Annotated in this window: 20 protein-coding genes and 1 tRNA gene; 10 read left to right on the forward strand and 11 right to left on the reverse strand. The window is 55.9% G+C overall.

Features of this window, described 5'->3' with window-relative positions; translation table 11 throughout:
- Positions 1 to 82 precede the first annotated feature (82 nt).
- The 3 genes from VM163_03450 to VM163_03460 are packed head-to-tail and all read left to right on the forward strand — an operon-like array spanning position 83 to position 3,052.
- Complete coding sequence (locus tag VM163_03450) at positions 83 to 682, forward strand: SIS domain-containing protein (protein HUT02926.1); 600 nt, start codon at positions 83 to 85, stop codon at positions 680 to 682.
- Positions 675 to 1,628, forward strand: a complete 954-nt coding sequence (locus VM163_03455; protein HUT02927.1) for a hypothetical protein — start codon at positions 675 to 677, stop codon at positions 1,626 to 1,628. The genes VM163_03450 and VM163_03455 overlap by 8 nt, the downstream gene beginning before the upstream one ends.
- Complete coding sequence (locus VM163_03460) at positions 1,628 to 3,052, forward strand: radical SAM protein (protein HUT02928.1); 1,425 nt, start codon at positions 1,628 to 1,630, stop codon at positions 3,050 to 3,052. The genes VM163_03455 and VM163_03460 overlap by 1 nt, the downstream gene beginning before the upstream one ends.
- Before the next feature lie 44 nt (positions 3,053 to 3,096).
- Here VM163_03460 and VM163_03465 read toward each other — a convergent pair whose 3' ends face one another.
- The 11 genes from VM163_03465 to VM163_03515 all read right to left on the reverse strand — a co-directional run bounded on the left by VM163_03465 (position 3,097) and on the right by VM163_03515 (position 16,786).
- Entirely contained in the window at positions 3,097 to 4,410 is a 1,314-nt protein-coding gene (locus tag VM163_03465; protein HUT02929.1) for a restriction endonuclease, read from the reverse strand.
- Positions 4,410 to 6,689: an AAA family ATPase gene (locus tag VM163_03470; protein HUT02930.1), complete on the reverse strand. Its 2,280-nt coding sequence runs from the start codon at positions 6,687 to 6,689 to the stop codon at positions 4,410 to 4,412. The genes VM163_03465 and VM163_03470 overlap by 1 nt, the downstream gene beginning before the upstream one ends.
- A 41-nt stretch (positions 6,690 to 6,730) precedes the next feature.
- Positions 6,731 to 7,879, reverse strand: a complete 1,149-nt coding sequence (locus VM163_03475) for a glycosyltransferase family 1 protein (protein ID HUT02931.1) — start codon at positions 7,877 to 7,879, stop codon at positions 6,731 to 6,733.
- A gap of 65 nt (positions 7,880 to 7,944) precedes the next feature.
- Positions 7,945 to 9,279, reverse strand: a complete 1,335-nt coding sequence (locus VM163_03480; protein HUT02932.1) for a response regulator — start codon at positions 9,277 to 9,279, stop codon at positions 7,945 to 7,947.
- Between the two features lie 172 nt (positions 9,280 to 9,451).
- A complete protein-coding gene (locus VM163_03485; GenBank protein ID HUT02933.1) occupies positions 9,452 to 10,012 on the reverse strand; it encodes a phosphatidylglycerophosphatase A in 561 nt (186 codons plus the stop codon).
- Complete coding sequence (locus VM163_03490; GenBank protein HUT02934.1) at positions 9,948 to 10,529, reverse strand: hypothetical protein; 582 nt, start codon at positions 10,527 to 10,529, stop codon at positions 9,948 to 9,950. The genes VM163_03485 and VM163_03490 overlap by 65 nt, the downstream gene beginning before the upstream one ends.
- 38 nt (positions 10,530 to 10,567) lie before the next feature.
- Positions 10,568 to 11,347: an ABC transporter permease gene (locus tag VM163_03495; GenBank protein ID HUT02935.1), complete on the reverse strand. Its 780-nt coding sequence runs from the start codon at positions 11,345 to 11,347 to the stop codon at positions 10,568 to 10,570.
- A gap of 126 nt (positions 11,348 to 11,473) precedes the next feature.
- Positions 11,474 to 11,800, reverse strand: coding sequence for a thioredoxin (gene trxA / locus VM163_03500; protein ID HUT02936.1), 327 nt, complete (start codon positions 11,798 to 11,800; stop codon positions 11,474 to 11,476).
- Between the two features lie 40 nt (positions 11,801 to 11,840).
- Positions 11,841 to 11,914: transfer RNA gene (locus VM163_03505), tRNA-Glu, on the reverse strand.
- Between the two features lie 176 nt (positions 11,915 to 12,090).
- Positions 12,091 to 13,806 (reverse strand): carbamoyltransferase C-terminal domain-containing protein, encoded by a 1,716-nt coding sequence (locus VM163_03510; protein ID HUT02937.1) that lies wholly within the window; start codon positions 13,804 to 13,806, stop codon positions 12,091 to 12,093.
- A gap of 265 nt (positions 13,807 to 14,071) precedes the next feature.
- Positions 14,072 to 16,786, reverse strand: coding sequence for a hypothetical protein (locus VM163_03515; GenBank protein HUT02938.1), 2,715 nt, complete (start codon positions 16,784 to 16,786; stop codon positions 14,072 to 14,074).
- A gap of 435 nt (positions 16,787 to 17,221) precedes the next feature.
- Between VM163_03515 and VM163_03520 the strand changes: the two genes are divergently transcribed.
- The 7 genes from VM163_03520 (at position 17,222) to VM163_03550 (ending at position 24,284) form a co-directional block, all read left to right on the forward strand.
- Entirely contained in the window at positions 17,222 to 17,800 is a 579-nt protein-coding gene (locus VM163_03520) for an RNA polymerase sigma factor (protein ID HUT02939.1), read from the forward strand.
- On the forward strand, positions 17,766 to 18,653 hold the full coding sequence (locus VM163_03525) for a zf-HC2 domain-containing protein (GenBank protein HUT02940.1): 888 nt from the start codon (positions 17,766 to 17,768) through the stop codon (positions 18,651 to 18,653). The genes VM163_03520 and VM163_03525 overlap by 35 nt, the downstream gene beginning before the upstream one ends.
- A 49-nt stretch (positions 18,654 to 18,702) precedes the next feature.
- Positions 18,703 to 19,986, forward strand: a complete 1,284-nt coding sequence (locus tag VM163_03530; GenBank protein ID HUT02941.1) for a tetratricopeptide repeat protein — start codon at positions 18,703 to 18,705, stop codon at positions 19,984 to 19,986.
- Positions 19,983 to 21,701 (forward strand): type II secretion system ATPase GspE, encoded by a 1,719-nt coding sequence (gene gspE / locus VM163_03535; GenBank protein ID HUT02942.1) that lies wholly within the window; start codon positions 19,983 to 19,985, stop codon positions 21,699 to 21,701. Before VM163_03530 ends, gspE begins: the two co-directional genes overlap by 4 nt.
- A 61-nt stretch (positions 21,702 to 21,762) precedes the next feature.
- Positions 21,763 to 23,025: a type II secretion system F family protein gene (locus tag VM163_03540; GenBank protein ID HUT02943.1), complete on the forward strand. Its 1,263-nt coding sequence runs from the start codon at positions 21,763 to 21,765 to the stop codon at positions 23,023 to 23,025.
- Positions 23,026 to 23,046: 21 nt separating this feature from the next.
- Entirely contained in the window at positions 23,047 to 23,466 is a 420-nt protein-coding gene (gene gspG, locus VM163_03545) for a type II secretion system major pseudopilin GspG (GenBank protein ID HUT02944.1), read from the forward strand.
- Between the two features lie 11 nt (positions 23,467 to 23,477).
- On the forward strand, positions 23,478 to 24,284 hold the full coding sequence (locus VM163_03550) for a prepilin-type N-terminal cleavage/methylation domain-containing protein (protein HUT02945.1): 807 nt from the start codon (positions 23,478 to 23,480) through the stop codon (positions 24,282 to 24,284).
- The last annotated feature ends 5 nt before the right edge of the window (positions 24,285 to 24,289 follow it).

Genomic DNA, 24,289 nt, shown 5'->3' on the forward strand with positions numbered 1-24,289 from the left:
TGCCCAGTAACGGCTCAATGGCTATATTGGATGGCAGCTATTGTTACAAGTATCAACCAGATGAACACAGGGACATCAGTGCATGAAAGACCTTGACCGGAGCGGGCTTGAGCGGCTCGCGCGGGAGAAGTCCGAGGAGTCCTCGGCGCTTCTAAAGAGCTTTTTGGACCGAAACGCCGGCACAATCGCACGGGCCGCAGAGCAGTTGGCCAGCAGATTTCAAGATGGCCAGAAGCTGCTGATATTCGGAAATGGCGGCTCGGCGGCCGATGCGCAACACATCGCGGCAGAGTTTATAAATAGGCTCTCGATGGAACATCGCGCCTTGCCCGCAATCGCGCTCACAACTGACACTTCCGTCCTGACCGCAATCGCCAACGACCGCTCTTTCGCACAGGTTTTCTCGAGGCAGATCGAGGCGCTGGGCCGAGAGAACGACGTGGCGTGGGGTATCTCTACGAGCGGGCAGTCGGAGAACGTCCTAAGTGCTCTTTTAACGGCTAGGCAGAGAGGTATGCTGACGATATTCTCGACCGGCGAGGGCGGCAAAAGGGTCGAGGCCGATTTTCTCTTCGCCGTGGAGCATAGCTATTCCGCCCGAGTTCAGGAGGTCCACCTCGTGCTTGCGCACATTCTCTGCGAGCTTGTCGAGACGATAATGTTCGGTGGCAGCAATGGCTAGGAAACCAATCGAGCCGTTTGACCTGAGCCGGGTTCGTCCGACTAGCCTCTCAGACCGCAAGAGCAAAGTTAGTCTCACAACGTTGGCTAGGCCCTACACAAAAGGAGCGTTTTTTGAGGATTTCCTGGACTCCCTTCCGGATGTGCTCGCAGCCAACGATTTCAAGAGTGTGGTTGACGCCATTTGCGAGGCGCGCAGGCACGGGCGGCATTTCGTGTGGGCCATGGGGGCGCATTCGATCAAATGCGGCCTTTCGCCAGTCATCTGCGACCTGATTCGTCGGGACATCATAACGGCGGTGGCGCTGAATGGGGCGGGGATGATCCATGATTTCGAGCTGGCGTTCATGGGAAAGACGTCGGAGGACGTGGCCTCGCAGCTCGACACTGGCGAGTTCGGAATGGCGAAAGAGACGGCGGAGTTCTTGAATGGCGCTGCCATTGCTGCCGCCAACTCGAACCAGGGCCTCGGCCTGACGGTGGGCAAGAGCATCCTTGATCAGAAGCTGCCGTATGCGGAAAAAAGCATACTGGCCACGTGCGCCCAGGCAGCGATTCCCGCGACCGTTCACGTCTCGATCGGCACGGACATCATTCACATGCACCCGTCGGCCGACGGCGCAGCTATCGGGAAGTCCTCATTTCTCGATTTCAGGCTCCTGACGTCCGTCGTAGCGCAGCTATCGGGCGGAGTATTCTTCCACGTTGGCTCGAGCGTTATCTTGCCCGAAGTTTTCTTGAAAGCGTTCGCAATCGCCCAAAACACCAGCGCCAACCTCAGCAATTTCACCACAGTGAACGTCGACTTCATCCAACATTACCGCCCGACGCAGAACGTGCTGAGGCGCCCAACGGCTTCCGGCAGGGGCAAGGGCTACGCCATCACCGGGCATTTCGAGATAATGCTGCCTCTCTTCGCCGCGGCCATAATCGAAAAACTTACCTGATGGCGCGAGTCGCCTTCATTCAATTCACGATGATCGACAACCTCGGCCCGATGATTCTGTGCGCCGAGCTGAAGAGGCATGGACACGAGGCCGAGATAGTCATCGCTCCCGAGGAGCCAGGCTACCAGCGGCGACTCCGAGCGAATCCGCCGGACATCCTAGCATTCTCCTGCACCACTGGAGCACATCTCATTGCTCTCAAAGAGATAGCCCGCCTCAAGCCTGTTTTCCCCAACGCCATAGTGGTGATGGGCGGGCCGCATCCAACGTACTTCCCCGAGGTCGTTCGGACGAATGGCATCGACGTAATCTGCCGCGGCGATGGCGAGGAGGCGATGGTTGACCTTGCCAATGCGATCGATTCGGGCTCAGACTTCACGCACGTCGAGAACTTGTGGGTGAAAATCGACGGCGAGGTCTTTGAAAACCCACTCCGCCTGCTGAATCAGGACCTCGATTCGATTGCCTTCCCCGACAGGGAGTTCTATCACCGCTATCGGTCCGTGCGTGTCTATCCCAGCAAGCTGTTCATCGCCAGTCGCGGCTGCCCATTCGAGTGTTCATTCTGTTTCAACCACAGCCTCAAGAAGATGTACGAGGGCAAGGGGCGCTACGTGCGACACCGAAGCCCGGAGAACGTGGTAGAGGAGGTAGCCACGGTCAAGAAAGACTGGAAATGGCTCAAGACACCATACTTCGCGGACGATTCGTTCCTTCTCGACAAAAAATGGGTTGAGGAGTTCTCCGAGCTATACCACAAACGTATCGGCCTACCGTTCTTGTGCCAAATCCGCGCAGACCTGCTCGACGAGGACATCGCCAAGACCATCAAGGCCGCCGGCTGCCATTTAGTGTCGCTGGGCGTTGAGAGCGGCAACGATTTTCTCCGAGAGGAAGTGCTTGGCAAAACCGTAACGCGTGAGCAGATCGAAAGCGCAGCCGAGATTCTGAAAAAGCACAACATCCTGTTCAGAACCTACAACATGCTGTGCCTGCCCGGCGAGACGCTCGATATGGCCCTGGAGACTGTCTCCATCAACGTCAAGATCAGGGCCGACTGCCCCTGGGCCTCGATCGTGCAGCCCTATCCCAGAACACAGCTTGGCCAATACGTTGTTGAGCACGGCCTCCTCAATGCAGATTTTAACATGACCAAGATGAGCGCATCGTTCTTCAAGGGCACCCTGTTTAACCTACCTGAGAAAAAAGAGATCGAGAACCTTCAGAAGCTCTTCTACGCAGCCGTCAAGTGGCGCATTCCTCCGCGCGTGCTAAAGCGCCTCGTGAAGCTCCCCCACAATCCGCTATTTGAGGCGGTATTCCGCATAACGTATCTATTGAACACAGCCAGGGCGTATAGGATGCCGCTCTGGTTCACCGCCTGGCTAGCGTTCGAGATGAGAAAGCTCTACACAGAGAACTAAGCCCGGATCACTCATAAACGGCGAAGGCGATGCCGCCGATGGGATTAGCAAGAACCAAAGGCGAGCAATTGTGCGTACCGTGTCCGATTCCTTCGTGCCTGGGCAGTATTCGGTTCAGTAACATACTTCTCGAGGCGAGAGAGATTGACCGCTCTGATAATCACTTGGCCGCGCCCGCTGCCATCTATCGGGTTTCGGACCCAAATCCTCTGCTCGCGCCGCTCATGAAGCGCGGGGTAGAGGATTGTGGCCGAGCCATCTTGACCCCGAGTCAGGGCATAGATTGCGAGCTGGTACAGCATATTTGCCGTCGGCGGATTTGCCCAGAGGTCACGGTATTTGGCGTCCAAAAGCGCCATCGGCTTGCCATTTCTCGAGACGGCATAGTCCGGACGCGGCGTAGGGTCACGGCGCCTCATCGGGTTGTAGGAGGCGTAGAATCCCATAACGTTCTTCAGGCGGAACTGTTCCATGACAACGCAATTTGGAAGATTCTCTCGCAAGAAGCGGCCAAGAAGCGCTTGAAAGAAAAGATTCATGTCGAAAAGGAAACCGGGCAGCTCGATCCTCTGATCGGTAGATTCGAAATAGATGCCCTTCGCGTCCAGAAGCATCTGGATGATCGCAATTGACGGCTCGTATGCCACCGTCAACCTGCTCGATCTGCGTCGCAGGCGCCTCATGACGTTTTGGTCGAGGCGATCAATGGCCGAGACATTCTCTCTTATCTGAATGATTAGCCCTGCCAGGCGACGTTTCAGCCGCGGATCATCCGTGAGCGAGGCGCCGAGGTAGAGACCCTTTAATAGAACCTGGTTTATTAGACAATCTTGCAGTCTCGGATGATATGTGCAGGGAAGTGTTGCGGAGGTTGTTAAGCCCTTCTGACGCACGAATTGCTGAAAGTCGATCCTGCCGCGAGGGCTTGCGAGGGCGGCGTTCCTTCGGACATATCTGCGGTGCAAGCCTCTGGCTACCAGTTCGCTGGCCTCCTGGGCCAGCTGGTGCAACAGAATATCCTGAAAAGCAGAATCCGCAATTTGAAACTCGGTGTCTGGCAGGAGCTTCAGGTCCCGCAGACCATAGGCATACCGCAGCAGCCTCAACAGCGGCATTCCCTCGATCTTGGGACGAATCGTTATTGAGAGGTTCCCGAGGCGCAGCCTGCCGACGTACGAAAACGACTGGAGCCATAGCCCTTTATTGTGAACATCAACGATGCGGAGAACGTTGGACTTCGAGAGCTTTTCAGCCAGTTCGAGATCAGCGCTGTCTTGGCCGAGATGTTTGCTATGCAGAGCGCTCCCTGGTTCAGGCGAAAGCGTCTCCCATTCCTTGAGCTCCACCGGGATTCGCATCAGTTGTCTTGGCCCTCAGGCCCGCTACCCCCGTCGTCTTCATCGTGGTCCTCTTCAACTTCGCCTTCCTCCAAAGCAATAGCTTTTGCAGACGCAGCCAAATCTTGCGTTATCGTAAAGAGCGCCTGGATCAGTCCGTCTTGATTCCTAGGCTCGAAGATGTCGTCGCTAAGCTGTTGATTCTCCGCATCAACAAAGTCCGGTCCAAGAATCGCCTCAAGTTTGGCGTAGTCCTCGTAACAGTATTCCTGAAGAAGCGGCAGAATATCATCCCTGAGCACCCTGGAGAACGTAGCGAAGTCGGGCACAGGCCGCTCGCTCTGCATAAGATAAGCGTGCCCAACCTGAAGGTTGCGAGCATCGCGCCCGATATGGTCAAGGATGCGCCGGTTCAAAGCGTCAAGCCACAGCTCAAGCGATAGCCCCTCAATACGCGGTCCTTTCAAAAGCGAGCTGTCCGGCATGAGCTCCACAAATCCGAACCTGCGCCTCAACGCTGTGTCCAAAAGGGCAATCGAACGGTCGGCAGTATTCATTGTCCCGATCACATACACGTTTGCAGGCACACTGAAGCGCTCGCCTGAGAGCGGCAGGATAAGTTCCTGGCCTCGCTTGTCCTTCTCCAGAATGGTGAGAAGTTCGCCGAAGATGCGGGGTATGTCTCCCCTGTTGATCTCGTCGATAATCAGATAAAACTTGCTGTTCGGTGAGGCCTCTGCATCTTTGCAGAGCTTTTTGAATATCCCGTCCCGCAGCTCAAACACCAGCTTGCCATCAATCTCGCTCGGCCGAAATCCCTCGATGAAGTCCTCGTATCCGTAAGCCGGATGAAAGCAGCAAGTCCGCACGGTGCCCTCTTGGCCCTCAATTGTCGCCTTCTCCTGATCTGAAAGCTGATCATAAGGTTTTCCGTATGACGATCGTGCCGCCAATTCCCGTGCCGCGCGAATAGCCCAGTAGGTCTTGCCCGTGCCGGGTGGACCATACAGGATCACCTGCCCCTTACGCCGGAGAATCGACTCAATCCTCTCAACGATTGGATGAGGCCTCTCAACGATTGAATGGGGCCGCGGAGGCGGTATGATAACGCGAATGCGCTTTTCGATTGCCACGAGGTTTTCTGGATACTTCCCTAGCTTCCAAACCGTGGTCCGCAGACCTTCATTTTTGTTCGGCATCTGCCATTGGTCCAAAGAAAGCCACTCAACCGGGCGTCGATGTGGGAAACCGGATGACGCGTCGTACTCGTATCCTCCGGTTACGCGCCCAACGCCAAGCACTTTTCGGCCTTCGCACGCAACGACCAGGTCGCCTTCCAAGATATGAGCAAGAAACTTGAAGACCTGAGCAGCCCCTATTCCAACACTTTGGGCAGTTCCTGGGTAGTTCTCGGCCATGAGCTCTTTCAACGCATCTTTGGATCGTTGGTCGCATGCGTAGTCCCTGAGGTCCCCGAGCTTTGCCCAACCGATTGAGACGAACTTCCCATCTCTCATCTCGCCCCAATAGCTCCGTCCAGTCCGCCCGTCCGTCGTGCCGATTCGCCAATAACGGTGCGGCTTTCCGTTTCTCGCGTTTAGCACGCTCGTGAGATGGTTGATCGGCATCTCTAGTTCCGCAGCCAAGTCCACATATCTCCCCGCACAGAGAAAACGGCCTTCGCCCTCTGGCGGCAACTGAAGCAGCTTGATCAGGTGGAAACGCTGGTAATGGGCAGTATGGAAATCGTCAAGCTTGTTGGGATAAAGCAGACTGAAATACTTGTGGGACCAGGCCTTGTCCGCCACGGTGGGAGCCTGTTCGCTTAGGTCGCGCTGAAGCTGCTTGTAGTCATCGTCCGAGGCGTTCGTGGGCAGGGCGTCAAGCACCTTGCACGCGTTGACAAGCTCACCCCGCTGGCGACGGGCGATCTCAACAGCCTCCTCAGTCGAGATAGCGACTTGCTTGGTCGCGGTTCCTGTCGTCCATTCATGTGTCTCTTTCCTCAGGAAAATCTCGAATTTCAGGGCGTTGCCACCTGCAATGCTCCCGAACCTGGCAGGAAGCTCATCATCATTCTTGAACTCTAACCAGAACATCAGACTGTCGGGCTTGGGTTCCCCGTGCATCGTGTTTAGTAGCGCTTCCCCGTCAAGCTGAAGAAGTTTCTCAGGGCCGAATCGCTCGCGAAAAAGGTCATAGCACTGTTTCAGCTTGTCCTTCGAAAGCAGCTTGCCCTCGTTATTCAGCTTCTCGTAAGTAGCGAGGAGCTCCTTCTTCAGCTTCTCATTCAGTTCCATCTTGCCTCACTCCTTATCAGTCGTCGTTGCGGCTACAAGTATCATACACGACCTAGCACCTCTTGATAGACCGCAAGCGTCTGTTCAGCCGTCCGCCTCCAGGAGAAGGTGCTGGCCCTTTGCAGGCCGTTTTCCTTGAGCGCGTCGTATATGTCAGGGTCCATTATGACGGAGGCCATGACATCCGCCATGTCCAGCGGCTCGTAGGGTCTGAAGAAGGCGGCGGCGTCTCCTGCGACCTCCCTCAAGGCGTGGATGTCCGAGGCGCAGACCGGCACGCCGCAGGCCATCGCCTCGAGCACAGGCAGGCCAAAGCCCTCGTAGAGCGTCGGGAACACGAAGAGATGCGCTCCGGAATAGAGAACGGGCAGCTTGTCGTGAGGCACGGCGCCGAGAAAGCGGACAGACTGGGCGAGACGATTCCGTTTCACGTAGTTTTCCAGCACCGCCCTTTGCTTGGGGTGGTCTCCAACGATAACGAGGCTGTGGTCGCACTCGAGGCTCATTTTTAGGTTCTTGAACGCCTCGAGCAGTCGGGCAACGTTCTTGTGCTCACGGAGGCTCCCCACGTAAAGGATATAGGGCGGCTCGATTGCGTAGTCGGTCTTTAGCCGCTGGATAACCTCCTCAGGAGGCTGCGGCTTGAATATCTCTGCCACGCCATTGTAGATGACGCTTATCTTATCCTCTGGGACGTGCAAATGCTTGACGATCTCGGCCTTGCTGGTATTAGAGGCCGTGATGATCCTGTCGGCGACGCGAGTGGCGAGGCGCAGCATCGACTTGGCATAAAGCCGCGCCGTTTTTGAGCGCAAGAGCTCCGGGAAGAGCAGGTGATTGATGTCGTGAATTGAGATCACGTAGCGGCACGGCTTGAGCGGCGATGACGCGTAGTGCAACCAGTGCAAGAGGTCGAGGCGCAGCTTCCTGGCCTTTAGCGGGAGACGAATGCTCTCCGAGATGGAGTAGCGTTTTGCGCTCTCTCTCACCACAGTGAAGTTGTGCCCGGGCTTCTGAATCTGCGCCGGATCGCCGAGCAGAGAATACTCGTCTTCGGTATCTACAAGAGCGAGGTTCTTGATGAGGTTCGATGTGATCGTCCCGATGCCGTAGTCCAGGATTTTTCTACAATCGATGCCGATTCTCGCTGGCGTCATAGGCTCTGAGGTCAGAAGGTCATCTTCGGGCATAGCTTCCGCAACGTTGTCGGGGCTATTGTGGCGGCATGATTGTTCTGTCCGCCCGGCGCCCTTTGTCAGTTTTCCCCGAGGTTGGACATAATCTCATCGAGGTCGAACATCTTGCCGTCCGTGTTGGCGGCGCTTGGCGCCGTGCGCTGAATGTTTTCGAGCTTGCTGACGATCGAGGCGATGCGGTCGGCGTTCTCCAGAATCGATTTTGCCTTCTGCTTAATCGCCTCGTCGCTCGCGGCAAGCATAGTTTGAAGCATTTGAGCCGAAAGCAGGATGCTGCACAGCGGGTTGTTGATCTCGTGATTGACGGTGGCCACCATCCGCTCTATCGTCTTGAGCCGCTCGGTCTCGATTAGCTTCTCGTGCGCCTGTTTGAGCTCATTCTGGGCCTCGACCGCGCGCATGTAGAGCTTGGCGTTCATGATGGCTATCCCAGCGTATTCGGTGAAGCGCTCCAGAATGGCCGTGTGCTCCTCGGTTATTGGCCGTCTCGACTTGTGGTTATCGACCGTAATAGTGCCGACCACGACGTCCTTCACGACGAGTGGGATTTTGGCCATCGGCCCTGGGAACAGCCTCTTGGCTTTATTTGCGGTTTCGCCCTCGCCGAAGTCGCCGTCAGAAAAATACTTCGCCTTGTGGTGGACGACCTGCTTGGCCCACGGCGCTATCTTGTCGTCTGAAAGTGGCCACACCTTCTCCGCCAGCACCACCTCATACTTGTCCTCGGGGATGCCCATCCCCATCACTGCCTCCTCGAGCTTCCGGTCCCAATCAATCAGCGAGAGAACTACGCGGTCAAACTGCACCGCGTTGGCTATGCTCAGGAGTATCTCCTTCAGGACCTTGTCCAGCTCGAGCGAGCTCGCAATAGATTTGGCGATATGCTCAAAGGTCTCGAACTGCTCGGCCTGCCGCGCTAGCTGTTGGTTTTCGCGGCCAAGCTGCTCGTTTGCCTTTTCTAGGTCTTCGATCCTGGCGACCACCCGCTCGTAGAGCCGCTTGTTGTCAACAGCGTCTCTCAGAGAAGTCACTGTCCGCGAGAGCTCAAGCGGCTTCTTGAGGAAGAACGATGCGGCGTTGTTCCACGCTCGCAGGACCTTGCCAAGCGTGGGTTTGGCCGACGCAACGATCGTGGGGATGTGTCCCTCGGAGGTTGCGCTCTCGGCGAACATGTCAAGCCCGATGCGGGCGGCGAACTCAACGTCAAGCAGGACAACGTCGCAGTCTCGCTGCCTCAGGCAAGCTCTTATCTCATCCGCCGACGAGAAAGACACCACCTCAAAGCCTGCACCCGCCAACGCCGGCTCAATATGGGCGACCGATTCCGGCGTATCTACGATCAGGACTCTTGCTGGAGCATCTGTCGTCTCGGTGGTCTGCATTTTGTCAGCCAAGTTTCCCTCTTCACAGAATCACGTACAGCCTTGCTCAATTAGGTTACTACCCACTCACCCATAGTCAACCCTTTTGCTCGCAGCATAAATACGAGCTGGCGGAAACGCTGCCATTCACGCTTGCCGAAGCTCCAACGAGTGCAGCAGCACACCCCCAAGATAGAGAGTGTGGTCAATAGAAGAGCGAGATGAGCCACATGAACAGCCACAGCGAGGCATTGGCCATGACGCCGGCGATGACGTCGTCGATCATGACACCGTGTCCGCCCTCTATTCGCTGGACCTTCCTAAACCCTGGCTTGACAATGTCGAAGAACCTGAATGCGAAGAACCCCGCGATGACGAGACGCCAGTCCAGCGGCATGTAGAACATGGTTATCATTGCGCCGACAACCTCGTCGATGACGATTCGGCCGTCGTCCTTCTTGCCTGATATTCTTTCCGCCCGGCCCGCGGCCCACACGCCGACAAAGTAAACAGCCAGAATGGCGATGAGATAACCCCAGGCTGGCACGCCGAGCACCGACGCCATGATGAAGATAAAAAGGCCCGGGATTGTCCCGAACGTGCCGGGCACCATTGGTATCTCGCCGACGTAAAAGGAGGTTGCGAGGACCTCTGCGATGTGGTCGCTAGGCGTAAGCGCGGTTTCTTTGTTCGGCACGCTGTTACTTGGGTCCTTCGTCTTTGTCCAGTTCCTGATTGAGACCCTCCAGATACACGTCCCCCTCAATCTCTTTCGTCTCCGACGCGACCCTCGTTTGCCACTCCTTGATCTTGGCCGTATAGGAGGTCAGGTAAAGGTATGTCCCCAGCGTCAGAAACGCCATCGCAATAAGCCCGTACACCAGCAAGTTGTAGTTGTAGGACAGCACAAAGATCACGAAATCAAGAAAGAGGCAAAGGCCTATCCCACGCCGATTCGTAGCCCTGATCATTGTCCGCGCCTCGGTGTTTCTCATCCTTAGGTCAAACAGTTCCGTCTGTTCTCTCTTGCGGACTTTCTTGGCCTCCTCGTCGGCAAGCTGCGCCCCGATCTGAGTCTCCTTGAACGCAGCATCAAGCTCCTCCCTCATCTCGGCGGCGCTTCTTTCGCCTGTCGGCCCTGAGGCCTGCGCGACTTTCTTCACCAGCTTGCCGTTGCGCTCGCCGAACTCCTCCCCACAATACGGGCACAAATATATCTTGTTGGCGGCAGAGTAGTTCATCTTGTTGCCGCATTCGGGGCAAGGTTTTCTGTCATTCTGCATGGTTACTTATCTCCTATGGTCTCAAACAGCTCGAAACGCTAAAGCAACATGAACGCCTTCGTCAGGACCAAATCACTGAGCAAAACCAGCACTGAGGAAAGAACCACGGCCCTCGTGGTGGAAATGCCGACGCCCCGCGTGCCGCCCAGCGTCGTCAGCCCCTGATAACACCCTATTCCAGCGATTATCAACCCAAAAAAGAAACACTTGCCTACGCCACTTAGGACGTCCTGAGGCGCCAAAAAATCTAGCGCACTTGAGAGGAAAAAACTGGCCTTAATCCCCAGTTCAAGGGACGCGATGATCATCCCGCCCAATATCCCAAGAATGTCCCCGATCAGGGCGAGGAGCGGCAGCGTTATCATTAGCGCAACCACTCTCGGCATGACGAGCCGCTTCACCGGGCTCGCACCCATCACTCTGAGCGCGTCGATCTGCTCGGAGACCTTCATTGAGCCTATCTCCGCCGCTATGCCGGAGGCAACCCTTCCCGAGACGATGAGCGCCACCAAGATCGGCCCAAGTTCGCGGGTGATCGCCACTACCAGGACCTTTGCCACGTAGGACTTTGCGCCGAACCTGATGAACGCCGAGCCTGTCTGGAGGCAAAGAACCATACCCGTAAACAACGAGGTGAGGCTTACGATCGTGAGAGACTTCAGCCCCACGCTCTCCATCTGCTCGACGATCGGGCCTATCTCGAACGGAGGCTTGAACAACGACGCGAGCGCCTTGCCGACGAGGACTGCGCTCGCACCAGCGTATCTGACGGTCTTAATTATTCGAGCGTCGAGCGACTCAACTGTTGACGAAGCCAATCTTCAAAGCCTCTTACGCCCTTGCCCTAGTTTGGTAGATCACGGAATGTCCGCAAAGGACCTTGCTGGCTTTTTGCTTGCCGCAAGGCATCCCGGGCGGGACCGACAATTGCTTTGGGGCCACGATCACCCGATCGCCTTGTCTAGCGTTTTCCTAATCCTATCGACAGGCACCACCCCGACAATCGAATCAACCTTCTCGCCGTCCTTGAAAATCATCAACGTCGGTATCGCACGGATGCCGTAATTGGCCGACGTGTTTGGGCACTCATCGACATTTATCTGGCCGAACTTAGCCTTGCCCTCGTATTCCACGGCCAGCTTTTCAACCAAAGGGGCGATCATAAGGCACGGGCCGCACCATTCTGCCCAGAAATCGACCAACACCGGCACGTCGGATTGGAGAACGTCCGCATCGAAATTCTCATCAGTAAAAGCTGGTAAGTTGGACATCTTCCTCCTCTACTCAAAACTACATTACGCTCAAAAACTATGCCCTCAAGGGGATTTGAACCCCTGCCGCCGCCGTGAAAGGGCGGTGTCCTGTCCTGACTAGACGATGAGGGCAGACATCGGTATCTTGTCAAACATACAGTAGTGGCACTCGGTGCCCAAGTCAACTTGACGAACGGTGCGAGCGCGTCACGTGCGCTAGGCCGCGGAACATTTGGGGGGAGGAGACAGTTCGACATCCTATCGTGCGCCTCGCACTGTCACTGGCAGACGGAAACTCAGTCGCGCGATCAGGCCTTATGCGCCATGAAATCGCCCATCACTAGGTAGTCAATTTGCGTGTTGAGAAAGCACGCAATTGCGTCCTGAGGAGTGCAGACAATCGGCTCGCCGCGAACGTTGAACGAGGTGTTCAGGACAACTGGAACCCCGGTTATCTTCTCGAACTCGTCAATCAGCTTGTAGTAGCGGGGATTGACCTCCTTGGAAACGGTCTGAACGCGACCTGTTCCGTCCACGTGGGCGGTTGCTGGGATGGCGTTGAGTTTCTCGGGCCGAATCCGATAGACCTTGAGCATGTAAGGCGCCGGATCGTCCGACTCAAAGAACTCCCCCAATCTCTCTTCCTTAATCGAAGGAGCAAACGGACGGAACGACTCGCGGTGTTTGACGCGCCTGTTCAGGATATCCTTCATCTCTGCCTTTCTGGGGTCGGCAACGATTGACCTGTTCCCGAGCGCCCTCGGCCCGAACTCCATGCGTCCCTGGAACCAACCGACAATCTTCCCGTCGGCGATAAGCCTCGCCGTGTCCTGCTCGACGGCCTTAACCCGTGTGTATCTGAGCCCGGACTGTCCAAGCGCGAGCTCGATCTCCTCGTTTGTAAACGAGGGGCCGCCATAGGCGTGGTTCAAGGGCACTCTTTGGGGCTCTTTCGCGTATTTGTGGTAGAGGAACATGGCAGACCCAAGCGAGGAGCCAGCATCGTTGGCCGCAGGCTGAATGAAGACACTCTTAAAGGGCGTGTTCTCCAATATCTTGCCGTTGGCGACGCTGTTCAAGACCATACCACCTGCGAGGCAAAGGTCGGGGCACCCGGTTCGCTCGTATAGAACGTTCAACATCCTGAAATAGTGCTTTTCAAGCGACATCTGGAGGCTCGCGGCAACGTCCATATAGACCTGCTGCATCTCGCTCTCAGGCTTGCGCATTGGCGCCGTCTCCCTTATGAACTTGTCGGATACAGTCTTGAGCAGTCCATAACGCTGGTAACCGATGTAGCTGAAATCAAAGTCATACTGACCATTACTCGTCGGCTGAACGATCTTGTCGAACAGCCCCTCGAATCTCGGCTCACCGAATGAGGCCAGCGCCATGACCTTGCCCTCCCCGTTGCAGATCTTGAACCCAAGATACTCCGTAACTGCGCCGTAGAGCTGGCCGAGCGAGACCGGGAACTTGACCGTCTCGAGCTTCTCGATCGTGCCGCCTTTGCCGTGCGCCATGAGCGTGCTATCGCGCTCTGCGTAGCCGTCCGCAACAAATATCGCCGCCTCGTCAAACGGTGAGACGAGGTAGCAGCTTGCGGCGTGTGCAATATGGTGATCGACGAAATGGAACTTGGGTGTGGCGGCGTCGCTACTGCTACCGCCGAACTGCCTGAATAGATACCCTTTGGCCCGAACCATCGACGTGATGCGCCTAACGAAGGGATTTATCGCCGCGTCCTTCTTGAACAGCGAGAATGAGAACGGAAGGAAGCGGACGAACGGCAGCCATTTGTAAAGTATCTCTTTGTAAGGGTTCCAGAAAAAGCCTACGTGGTCTAGGTCGCTGAACCCGATGCCAGCGAAATCCAGGCAGAACCTGATGGCGTTTTCAGGGAATTGATAGGTATGCTTCTTGCGGTTGAAGCGCTCCTCTTCCGCGAACGCGACCACCTCACCATCCTTGATGATACATGCGCCCGAATCGTGCAGAAACGCGTTGAATCCTAAGACATACATAATCTCAAAACTCCATCAATCACACATTCTTGCGGTCTGCCACTGAACAAGGCCGGACAACAGTCAAACACGGTCAAATACTATATTGAATCGGTTGCGGACTTAGCAAGTGCTAAATCATGGTCCCCGGAGATTGAGAAACGGTAGGAACACGCGGTTCCCGGCTTAAGGATACAGGTTACCTCGCTGTTCGCAATTTGGGGCCGACTCAACACGAACAGTCCCGAAAGTTCCCACCGGCTCACTCTGCGCCGCAATATTTGGGTTACGGCTCCACTGTAATGTACGGATACACGTTGCTGACGTTGCCAGCGTAGTCGAACGCGACAATCTGAAGCATCACGATCCCGACAGGCCTCGAGTTCGCCTCGAGCGTGAAGGTTCTAACGTAGAACCCATCGCCCGGCGTGTCGTCTGTCTGCGAGCCATCGTCCAACATCATAATCCCCGTCGGCATGCCATCGACGTATATCTCAACACGCTCCAGGTCGCTCTGACCGTCTGGATCAATGACAAGCGCCTTGAGCAGAACGTTGCTCGTATCAGAGATATCGACGATGGGCGGGTAGAACCCCCCAGCGAAGATAACTGGCCTTGAGTTCGCCAGCACCAAAGGTGCCGAGCGCTCGCCAGCTGTTCCGCTACATAGCGACGCAGCTAAGATGCCGGTGGCATCGTCCGACGTCGTGGTGCCACAACGGTCTATGAGCGCCTGCACCCTCCACGGCACATCGGTTGGGTTGAACTGAGTGGGGATGGCCGGCGACCTGGATCTTGACTTGTCTGTTATCGCGAGATATGGCCAGACCGGGCTGAAGTTACCATAAACGTCCTCAGCAGCTATTTCGTATATGGGTAGCATTCCAACTTGGCCGGCCTTAGGCATGTACTCGTGGTAGTAATAGACGCCGCTTCCCTCGAAGGAGCCGATATAATCGAGAAAGATGCCGATCGGGTAGTGCTTCCCGTTCGCGGCGTTCATCACATACATCTGGACATTCCTGATCATTCCCATCCCCTCGCCGAATTCGACGAGTGCCCAGGCCTCAAACTCCCCGAGATCGGACACGTGAATCCCAGTGTTGCCCCAACCAGCCATTACTACGGCCGGAACCGCTGAGCACGCGAACGACCACTCGGCAGTCGCCATGACGTTACCGTTCTTGTCCGCGGCGTTGGACGTCAGCGTTACTGTCTGTCCCTCCGCAAACGAACTTGGAGGCGTGAATGTGCAGTTGATGAGGCCGTCATCGCCAGGCTCATCTTGCTCCTTGACGAGACCAAGTGATACGTCCAAACCGTCTATTGACAAGGTTATGGAGTTCTGGTTCACACCGACTCCCGAATCATAGACCTTGAAGAAAATGTCGGTATCGACCGAGACGTTGTATGCGTTGTTAGCTGGTCGCCTCGAGGTCAAAACAGGTGGCGTGTTGTCAACCGTTGTGAAAGACCAGCTGGTCTCACCTGTTTTTCCCACCATGTTACGAGCCTTCCCCCTGACAGTGTATTTAGCGCTGTCGCCCAAGCCGTGGTCGAACCACACGTGGTAGCCGTTCTCGATGGCGGACTTGCTAGCGGGTTTGCTCTCGCCGTTGATCGACATCTGAATTGAGCTGGGGTCCACGCCATAGAGTGCATCATCAACGTCAACGCTTATCGTGTATTGGCCGACAGGAACGTTAGTGGCACCATCGCTTGGGTCTTTATTGACGAAACTGGGGCCGCCCTGGCCTATCGTGAACCTGAGCTCGCCCTCGAAACCCTCCTGTGTGCTACACGTCTGCCGCGCCGTGAAGCGCACGTTCACCCATTCGTCCATGTTGTAGGACGTTGGCCGGTTGTATGTAACGTGGAAGCCCTCGTGGTCCTCGAGCGGATCGAACGTCGCGCTATTGGTAACCTCCTGCTCACTAGCATCGGATTGCTGCTGTACATAAAGCCGCATCGATGACTCGTCGATACACGACTCGTCGTCGTAGATGTCGAAGTATATCGGCGTGTCCTTATCAACTCCCGTCTGACCATCGCTCGGATATGTGTTGTCCATCACCGGCGGCGTCGTGTCCGCTGCCGCGGTGCTGAAGTGGTAATCCTGGGAAAGAGCATTGCCGGTTCTATCTTCACACGTGATTGTATAGACATATACGGCACCGGGGGAGGTTGCCGTCCAACAGCCGAACGAGCCGATCGAGCCGTTCGGTGGCCCGAAGGTAACGTGGTATCCGCCTGTTATCGGCTCCATCGTCGTGTCAACGTACGGCGCATCCCCAACCCGATCGATCCCTATCGTGAAGACCTCAACGCCGCACGGGTCAAGTAGGTCGAACTCGATCGCGGTGCAGAGGGCTACGTCAGTTGTGCCATCTGGCGGCGAGAAGTTCTCAGCCGTTGGCGGCTCGTTGTCGGTCGGGTCAAGCTCCAAGACCCAGGTAACGAGTTTTTGGTTGTAGTTCTGATAGTCGGCCACGCCTGCTTCCCAGTTGTATATCTCGAAATCGTGGTCGATCACCACTGCAAGCGGGACCTTGCTCTGTTGCAGGCTCTGATACAGACTGTTGGTGGACGTGCCCCATGCCGCCTTATCCGGATCGTAGAGAATTGGGAACGTGGCGTTGGGCAAGCTGGGTCGCATACCTAAGATGTCGTTCCGCGATTCTCTTGCGAACCCACCGATAGCAAAGAATCTGAAACAACCAGCCGATTGGTATGTTGTCCATAGGCCGTTTGTGAGATTTGTTAGTATGTCCCTTTGCTGTGCTGCATCCTGCGCCGGGGTGAAGAAGAGAAGAACTATAATCGCGCCGTCGTAATTCGACAGCGTGATCTGGTCACCATAGCTTGCTGATATTGGATTGATATCCTCAAGCGTGAAGTCCTTAGCCGGGTCCCCCGCCTGCGCAAGTGCGGAAAACGGCGACAAAAGCAGCGCTGCGAGGACGAGCAGAGCAGCCCCGAAACCCAGAGACTGAATAGACATAATAACCCCTCCAAACGTATTGCGTGCGCCTCGGCCGTCTGTCGAGACGAAAAATAACCTAAGCTATACATTGCTAAGCAAAGTTGAATATAATCGAAAGGGCGATTCACTTTCAAGTGGTTTTTGAGAGTGGGCGCAGCTTACGAAGTTGTTTGCGAAGAGGGTAACATGGGGTTTAGGCTGTCGTTGCATTTTTCAGTGTGGCAGGGCTGCGTGTTCAGCACGCAACCAGTCGGATGTGGGGGCACTCTCTTGGGGCCTTCGTATATAGCAGTATCGTGTGTAAGGAGACGCAGAGTTTGCCGCGCCCAAGCAGATCAGTCGCTGCGAGACACCCTCCGAAGGGCAGGGCGTTCCCTGGGTCTGGAACCAGTGGGTTGGGAACCAGCAACCTTGGGGATATGTTTTACATAATAACACCGAAGCGAGTAGGTAATGCCGTTAACAGACGATGAGCTGATCGATCAAGTTCGCGCGGGTAACCTGAAGAGCTTCGAGGAGCTCATCGACCGTTACCGTAACCAGGTCTTCAATTTCGTGTATAGGATTCTTGGTAGTCGGGATGAGGCGGAGGATATACTACAGGACACGTTTATGAAGGTTTATGAGCACCTACCTCGATATAAGAAGCAGTCCAGGTTCTCAAGTTACTTGTTCACAATAGCGCACAACCTGTCGATGAACAAGATCAACTACCAGAAACGTTCTCAGATGAAATTGGAGACGCTGTCGCAGTCGGGCGAGGACAGTAGTCAAGCGGATAGGACGCCAGACGCGTTACTGAGGGAGAATGAAACCGCAGTTGTTGTACACAAGGCGATTGAGAAGTTGCCACCCAAGTATCGGGCAGCTTTGGTGCTGAGCGAGTTTGAGGGTTTTTCTTACAAACAGATTGGCGACGTCCTCAACTGCTCAGTGGGCACGGTGAAGTCTCGTATTTTCAGGGCAAGGGACCTTCTGAGAGGATATTTGAAGGGTTATGAAGAGCAGGGCATGCAGGAAAAACTTAACTAGAGTTTCGGCGTTCATAGACAACGAGCTATCGCCAGTCGAGCGCAGAAGGCTCGAGGCGCATCTTGCGGTGTGCCCCGGCTGCTCTCGCTACTTGGAGGAGCTGAGGGCCGGTTCGGCGCTGTTGAAATCGCTTCCTGCCGTCGAGCCGAGGCAAGAGGCTATCTCGGAGCTTAAGGCTAGGCTTCGCATGACCGCCCACATCGGCGAGGAGAACGTCTGCGAGATGATGCCCGTGAGGCTTTCCGCCTACATAGATAACGAGCTGCCGGGGCCTGAGCGCCAGCTCGTCGAGCAACATTTGGCCGTCTGCCCTGATTGTTCACGCTACCTGGAAGAGCTGAGGGCGATCTCCAGACATCTCAATCTGCTGCCGGAGATTGAGCCAAGCCGGGCCGCTGTTGAATCGCTCAAGGCGAAGGTCCGCTCGGCGCACATGCCCGTCCGAAGGAGTTCAGCGCCGGTCTTCGCTTTCCCGCGGTTCGCTCACGCCCGTTTGGGGCTCGCGGCAGCGGCGGTGGTCTTGTTGGCAGTTGCTCTGTATGTGTTCTCGCCGTTTGAGCACGGAGGTAATATGGCCGGGACTTCGGTCAAGCCCACATCCTTTGGAGGCGCCGCTAGGGACATGGCGGACGCTGATCTCAAGACTGGGAAGGACCGCCTCCTTGCAGAGCTGGCGTTGAACGAAGGCGGCAAGGCTCAGAGTGCAACGGGCTCCCGTGACAGTCTCGAGGTGTTTGACCCCGCGCAGAGTGACACCCGCGGACGCATTGTGCACTCCATCGTCTTTGGTGAGCGGCGGGCAACACGCGCCCCTGTGGCGTCTCACGTATTGTTTGTGAGTTACGGGGACTGATACTGATGGGTCAGATTGACGGCAAACTCGAATGCATTGGAGGTCTGGCGTGACAACTTTACTGGTGCGTGTCGCATTTGTGCTTGCGTATTTGTCGTTTGCGGTCTCCCTCTATGCTCAGGGTAGTTATGATCTTGGCAACCGGCTTTTCGCGGAGGGCCGGACCGCAGAAGCGGCCGAGACGTATGAGAAGTCGCTGCATGAGGGCAAGAGCGAGGTCGCGGCTCACTGCCGGTTCATGCTTGCCAGCTGTTTTGAGCAGATGAGTGATTTTGAGAAGGCCGAGAAGAACTATCGGCTCGTTTGGCAGCTTTTCCCGAGGAGCCCCTGGGCGGACGATGCCCTATTGCGGGTAGCAGCTCATCTCAGCAAGTCACGGGACATCAACGATGTGAAGGCGGCCAAATCCTACCTCGTGAAGATTCAGGGGCTTTATCCCCAGTCATCCTTGTTGGCCGACTCGCTCTGCCTTCTAGGTGAGGACAATATCTTGCTGCACGAGTTCGACGAGGCCCAGAGGAATCTGACCGAGGTCCTTGACAAGTATTCGGACAGCGGCCTTGCGACTCGGGCGCATTTCGCACTCGGGAGGCTCTATTCTGACGATGAGAATGAGCTTCGGGACCTTGACCGGGCGCTCGACGAGTTCAGACTCGTGGTCGAGGAAAGCCCGGATAGCCCATGCGCTCCGTGGGCTTATTTCTCGATTGGTAATGTCCTACGTTCGCAGAAGAAATGGGAGCACGCCAGGCCCTATTTCCAGGCTGTTATTGAGCAATATGACCGGACGTTGTGCGCGGCCGCGGCGAGGCCGATGCTCGTTCTTTCACAGGTCGAACGAGACCAGTTCCTGCGGGGACGGGACTCTTTTGAGCAGTTGCTGGCGATAGTCAATCAAGACCAACGGCCCGTTATGCTGAAAAAGGTGGTTGTCCTGCCTCAACCAAGACAAGTTACGAAGCTTGAGATCGTTTCGGATGAGGCCTACTCTGACGAGGCCCGTGCGATCTACAAAGGAGATGTCAAGGTATCGGCCGGCAGGATGCGGATTTTTGCCGACTATGTTGTCTGTGAGCTGCGTAGCCAGGTGGTGCGCGCCTCTGGCAAGAGCACGAGGTTGCAGTTCGGCAAGGAATTCGTGCTGGATTGCAAGCAGTTGACATTTGACGTCAAGAAACAGCGGGGGGTAGCTTCGGGCGACGTGAGGTTCGTAGAGGGTGGGTCTGGGGTGTTGGCCCTGGGTTCCGGCTCTGGGCCAAAAGTCAAGGTAGTCAAGAGCCTTGTCTTCTTGATTAAGGACGGCCAGGCGCTCTCACTTTCGGAGAAGGAATGAAGTTCTCCTTCGAGACGCCGTCTATGCTAAATCGCCTGCTTGTTCAGACCGGCAGGGTCTCGGAGGAAGACCTCGCGGAGGCTCTTGTTCAAGGGAGCGGATCGAATGACGGCGCGGTTGAGGCGCTGTTGGCTTCGCAGAAGCTAACGGAGGATGGCCTCGCGGAGGTCCTTGCCGGATACTCAGGTTGTCGCCATCTCAAGTATGATGAGTTCCCGGACGAGTATGTAGAACTGCCATCGCTTCCCCCCAAGTTCCTAAAGGAGCATTTGATACTACCGCTTCGGTTCGAGGACAGCAAACTCGTCCTGGCAACGGCCGACCCGCTCGATAAATACACGCAGGACAACATTAGGTTGAGCGTTAGCAAGGATTTGAAGATACTGGTCTCATCCCAGCGAGACATCATGCGCGCGCTTGAGGACCGTTTCGGCGACGCGACTATGGGCGAGATCATTGAGGACCTCGATGAGGAGGACCTCGAGCTTATCGCTTCCGAGGAGGACGAGGACATCAGCCACCTTCGGGACAGAGCCTTTGAGGCGCCAGTCATCAGGCTGGTCAATCTGCTGATCTCGCGTGCTGTTGACTCGGGTGCTAGCGACATTCACATCGAGCCTTTTGAGGGTCAGCTGAAGATTCGGTACAGGGCGGATGGTGTTCTTCACGACGTTGAATCTCCGCCTCGGACATTGGAGTCTGCAATTGTTTCGCGGATCAAGATCATGGCGGACCTGAACATAGCGGAGCGGAGGCTTCCTCAGGACGGCAGAATTGGTCTGAAGGTGGGTGGTAAGAAGATAGACCTTCGTGTCTCCACGGTTCCAACGCTTCACGGAGAGAGCATCGTCATGAGGGTGTTGGACCGGGAGAGCATGGGATATAATCTCTTGAGTCTGGGTTTTGACAAGAGGACGCTTGACGAGTTCGAGTTTCTGATCCGCAGGCCCCACGGCATCGTTCTCGTTACTGGGCCGACCGGAAGTGGCAAGACGACGACTCTCTACGCTGCTCTGGATAAGATCAACTCCCCCGACAAGAAGATCATCACGGTCGAGGACCCTGTGGAATACGAGCTCGTGGGCGTCAATCAGATCGAGGTCAAGCCGAAGATCGGCCTGACATTCGCCAATGGGCTTCGGTCGATCGTTCGTCAGGACCCCGATATTATTCTCATCGGCGAGATTCGAGACATTGAGACGGCGGAGATTGCGATACAGTCCGCCCTTACTGGCCACCTCGTTTTCAGCACTGTGCACACGAATGACGCTCCGAGCACTATCACGAGGCTGCTGGATATGGGCGTAGAGAACTACCTTTTGTCCTCAACGGTGGAGGGAATACTTGCCCAGAGGCTCGTGAGGCGACTGTGTCCGCAATGCAGAGAGGCTTATCCGCCGTCGAAGCTGGAGCTTTCTCGGATTGGGATTCACGACTTCAAGAACATACCCAAGACGATTTACAGGGCGGTTGGCTGCGATGAGTGCAATCGCACGGGCTATAAGGGGAGAGTCGGCATCTACGAGCTGTTAGTAATGACGGATGAAATGTGCTCGTTGGTCTTGGAGAGCGCCGCCGCGCAGAAGCTTAAACAGGCAGCTTTGCGGCACGGGACCCGGACGCTGCGGGAGGATGGCTGGCAGAAGGTTGTTGACGGGATAACCAGTATCAGCGAGGTCCTGAGGGTTACCCAGGAAGAGCTGGTTGAGGTCTAGTGAAGTGCAATCTGGTCTGAAGAGGTTGCTGCCGCACCACATTGTCAATTGGAGATGAGCATTGCCGGTCTTCGTATATAAGGCATCTGACAGGCGGGGAAACGTAACAGAGGGCACGATGGATGCCCGGGAGCGTTCTCTAGTTGTTCAGGCCCTTCAGCAGCGAGAGCTTTTCCCGCTCAAAGTTGAGGCTTATGTGTCCAAGAGAGGCCTTTCACTGGAGCTGAACCTCAAGCAGCTCACGGGCCGGATACGCCGGCGTGATGTTCTGGCGGCGACCCAGCAGCTGGCCACACTGCTAGAAGCATCAGTGCCGTTGGACAAGGCGCTAGGGATAACGATTGACACGACGGACAGAGAGCGGTTTCGGCGTGTTCTCGAGAACGTTCGCAAGGGTGTTCAGGGCGGGAACTCGTTCGCAGACGCGCTTGGGAAGTATCCGAAGGTCTTCTCGAAGCTCTACGTGAACATGGTCAGGGCCGGCGAGAGGGGCGGCGCCTTGGAGTCGGTCATGCGCCGCTTGGTGCAGTTTTTGGAGAGCTCTCAAGAGATGCGTGAGCACATCATCACTTCAATGATCTATCCACTTCTGTTGGTATTTGTCGGTGGTGCGGCGGTTGTGATTCTAATGATGTTCGTGATCCCGAAGTTCGCACAGATTTTTGAGGACATGGGACAGGCTCTTCCGCTCCCGACACAGATTCTCATGTCGATCTCCAACGGCTTTCAGTCGTATTGGTGGGCGATTTTGGGGGCACTTATCGCAGTTGTTGTGGCGACACGGGAGACGTTGAAGAACGAGCGGACGGCGCTATCCTTTGACCAGTTCAAGTTGAAAGTGCCTATCTTGGGAGAGCTTTTGCAGAAGATAGAGGTGGCGCGCTTTGCGCGCACGCTCGGAACGCTGCTGGAGAATGGTGTCCCGCTGATACAAGCTTTGAAGATAGTGAAAGACGTCATTACTAACCGAGTCATATCCGAGGCGTTGTCGCGGGCCGCTATCAACGCCAATGGCAAGGGCACGAAGAGTAGAGATATCATATCGTCGATAACGAAAGGGAAGGGCATATCGCGCCCACTTACCGAAAGCGGCGTATTCCCACCGCTTGCGGTAAGTATGGTAACGATCGGCGAGGAGAGTGGGCAGCTCGAGGGGATGCTCGGAAAAGTTGCCGACATCTATGAGGTGGACGTAAGAAACACGCTCAAGAGGCTTATTTCGCTCCTGGAGCCGATGATGATCCTTGTCATGGGCGTAGTAGTCGGCTTCATCGTCATTTCAATGCTGATGGCAGTATTCAGCATCAACAACATTGAGATGTAACGGAGATAGGAGAAGGAGAAGATGCTACTAGCTAGATTGCGGGCGCTGTCTATGGCGATAAACCGGCGAGATGCAAGGGGGTTCACGCTGATAGAGCTTTTGGTCGTTCTTGTGATATTAGGTCTTCTGGGCGCGATTGTGGTCCCGGCCTTCGTGGGCAAGACCGAGAAAGCTAAAATCCAGTCCACCAAGACGCAGATAGAGATGTTTGGCACGGCCTTGGACATCTACAACGCTGAAGTTGGGCGATATCCCAGCTCGCTGGAGGAGCTGATCTCGTCGAACGCTACCAATTGGGACGGGCCGTATTTGAAGAAAAATAAGATCCCAAAGGACCCCTGGGGCAACGACTACTCCTATGAGCTGGTTGACAACGGCCGCTCGTACAGGCTGAACTCCCAGGGCTGCGAGGCGTCTGGCCCGATCAATAGCTGGGATTAGTGTTGGGCGAAGTGCTAGGTCCCGAATCCAGAGCTCTTGATTCTGGATACAGGTCTGGGATTCGCTGTTCTCACACCCCGGCCGGTAGTCCGCAGTTTGAGCCTTGCAGTCCGAATCTCACGGTTCGGCTGCGGGGGTTCACGCTGATCGAGCTTCTGATCGTCCTGCTGATCGCGGGGCTTATGGCAGCGTTTGTCGTCCCCGCGTTCGTGGGCAGCATTAGGGGCATGCGACTAAAAGGAGAGGTGAAGCACCTCGCGGCCGCACTCAGGTTCGCCCGAAGCCAGGCTGTGTGCAGCAAGGGGCTGGCAATCGTTAAACTGGACCTCAACAGCGGGACCTACGACCTGATCATCAAGAAAAAGGAGCAGCGCCGCGGCGGGTCCGGTCGGGCGAGCGGCTCCGACCTCTTCGGAGCTGAGGCGGGTACTGCCGGCCTCGGTGGCGGCTCCGCAGCTCTCGGTGGCGGCTCCGCAGCTCTTGGCGGCGGGTCGCTTTCGACATCAAGTGGTCTCGGTGGGGACTCGGCCTTCGGCGCCTCAGAAGGCGCGCCCGAATCGAGAGGCAAGTGTGGGGAGAGCCCCTTGGCTCAATTGGTCAAGAAAACAAGAAAGCTCAAGAAAGGCGTCAAGATGGCGAGCTTCACCTACGGTGATGAGAAATACGAGGACGGTGTCTGCAACGTTTTCTTCTTTCCCCGAGGCACATCGACCGGCGGCCTGATCGAGCTGGAGGGCGAATCAGGTCGGTCATTTGTTATAGAGATAGAGCCGGTAACGGGCTCGGTGAAGATCAAAACACCAGAGGATTATTTGTGAGAGTG

It is taken from the genome of bacterium, assembly GCA_035527515.1.
Taxonomy (GTDB): domain Bacteria; phylum B130-G9; class B130-G9; order B130-G9; family B130-G9; genus B130-G9.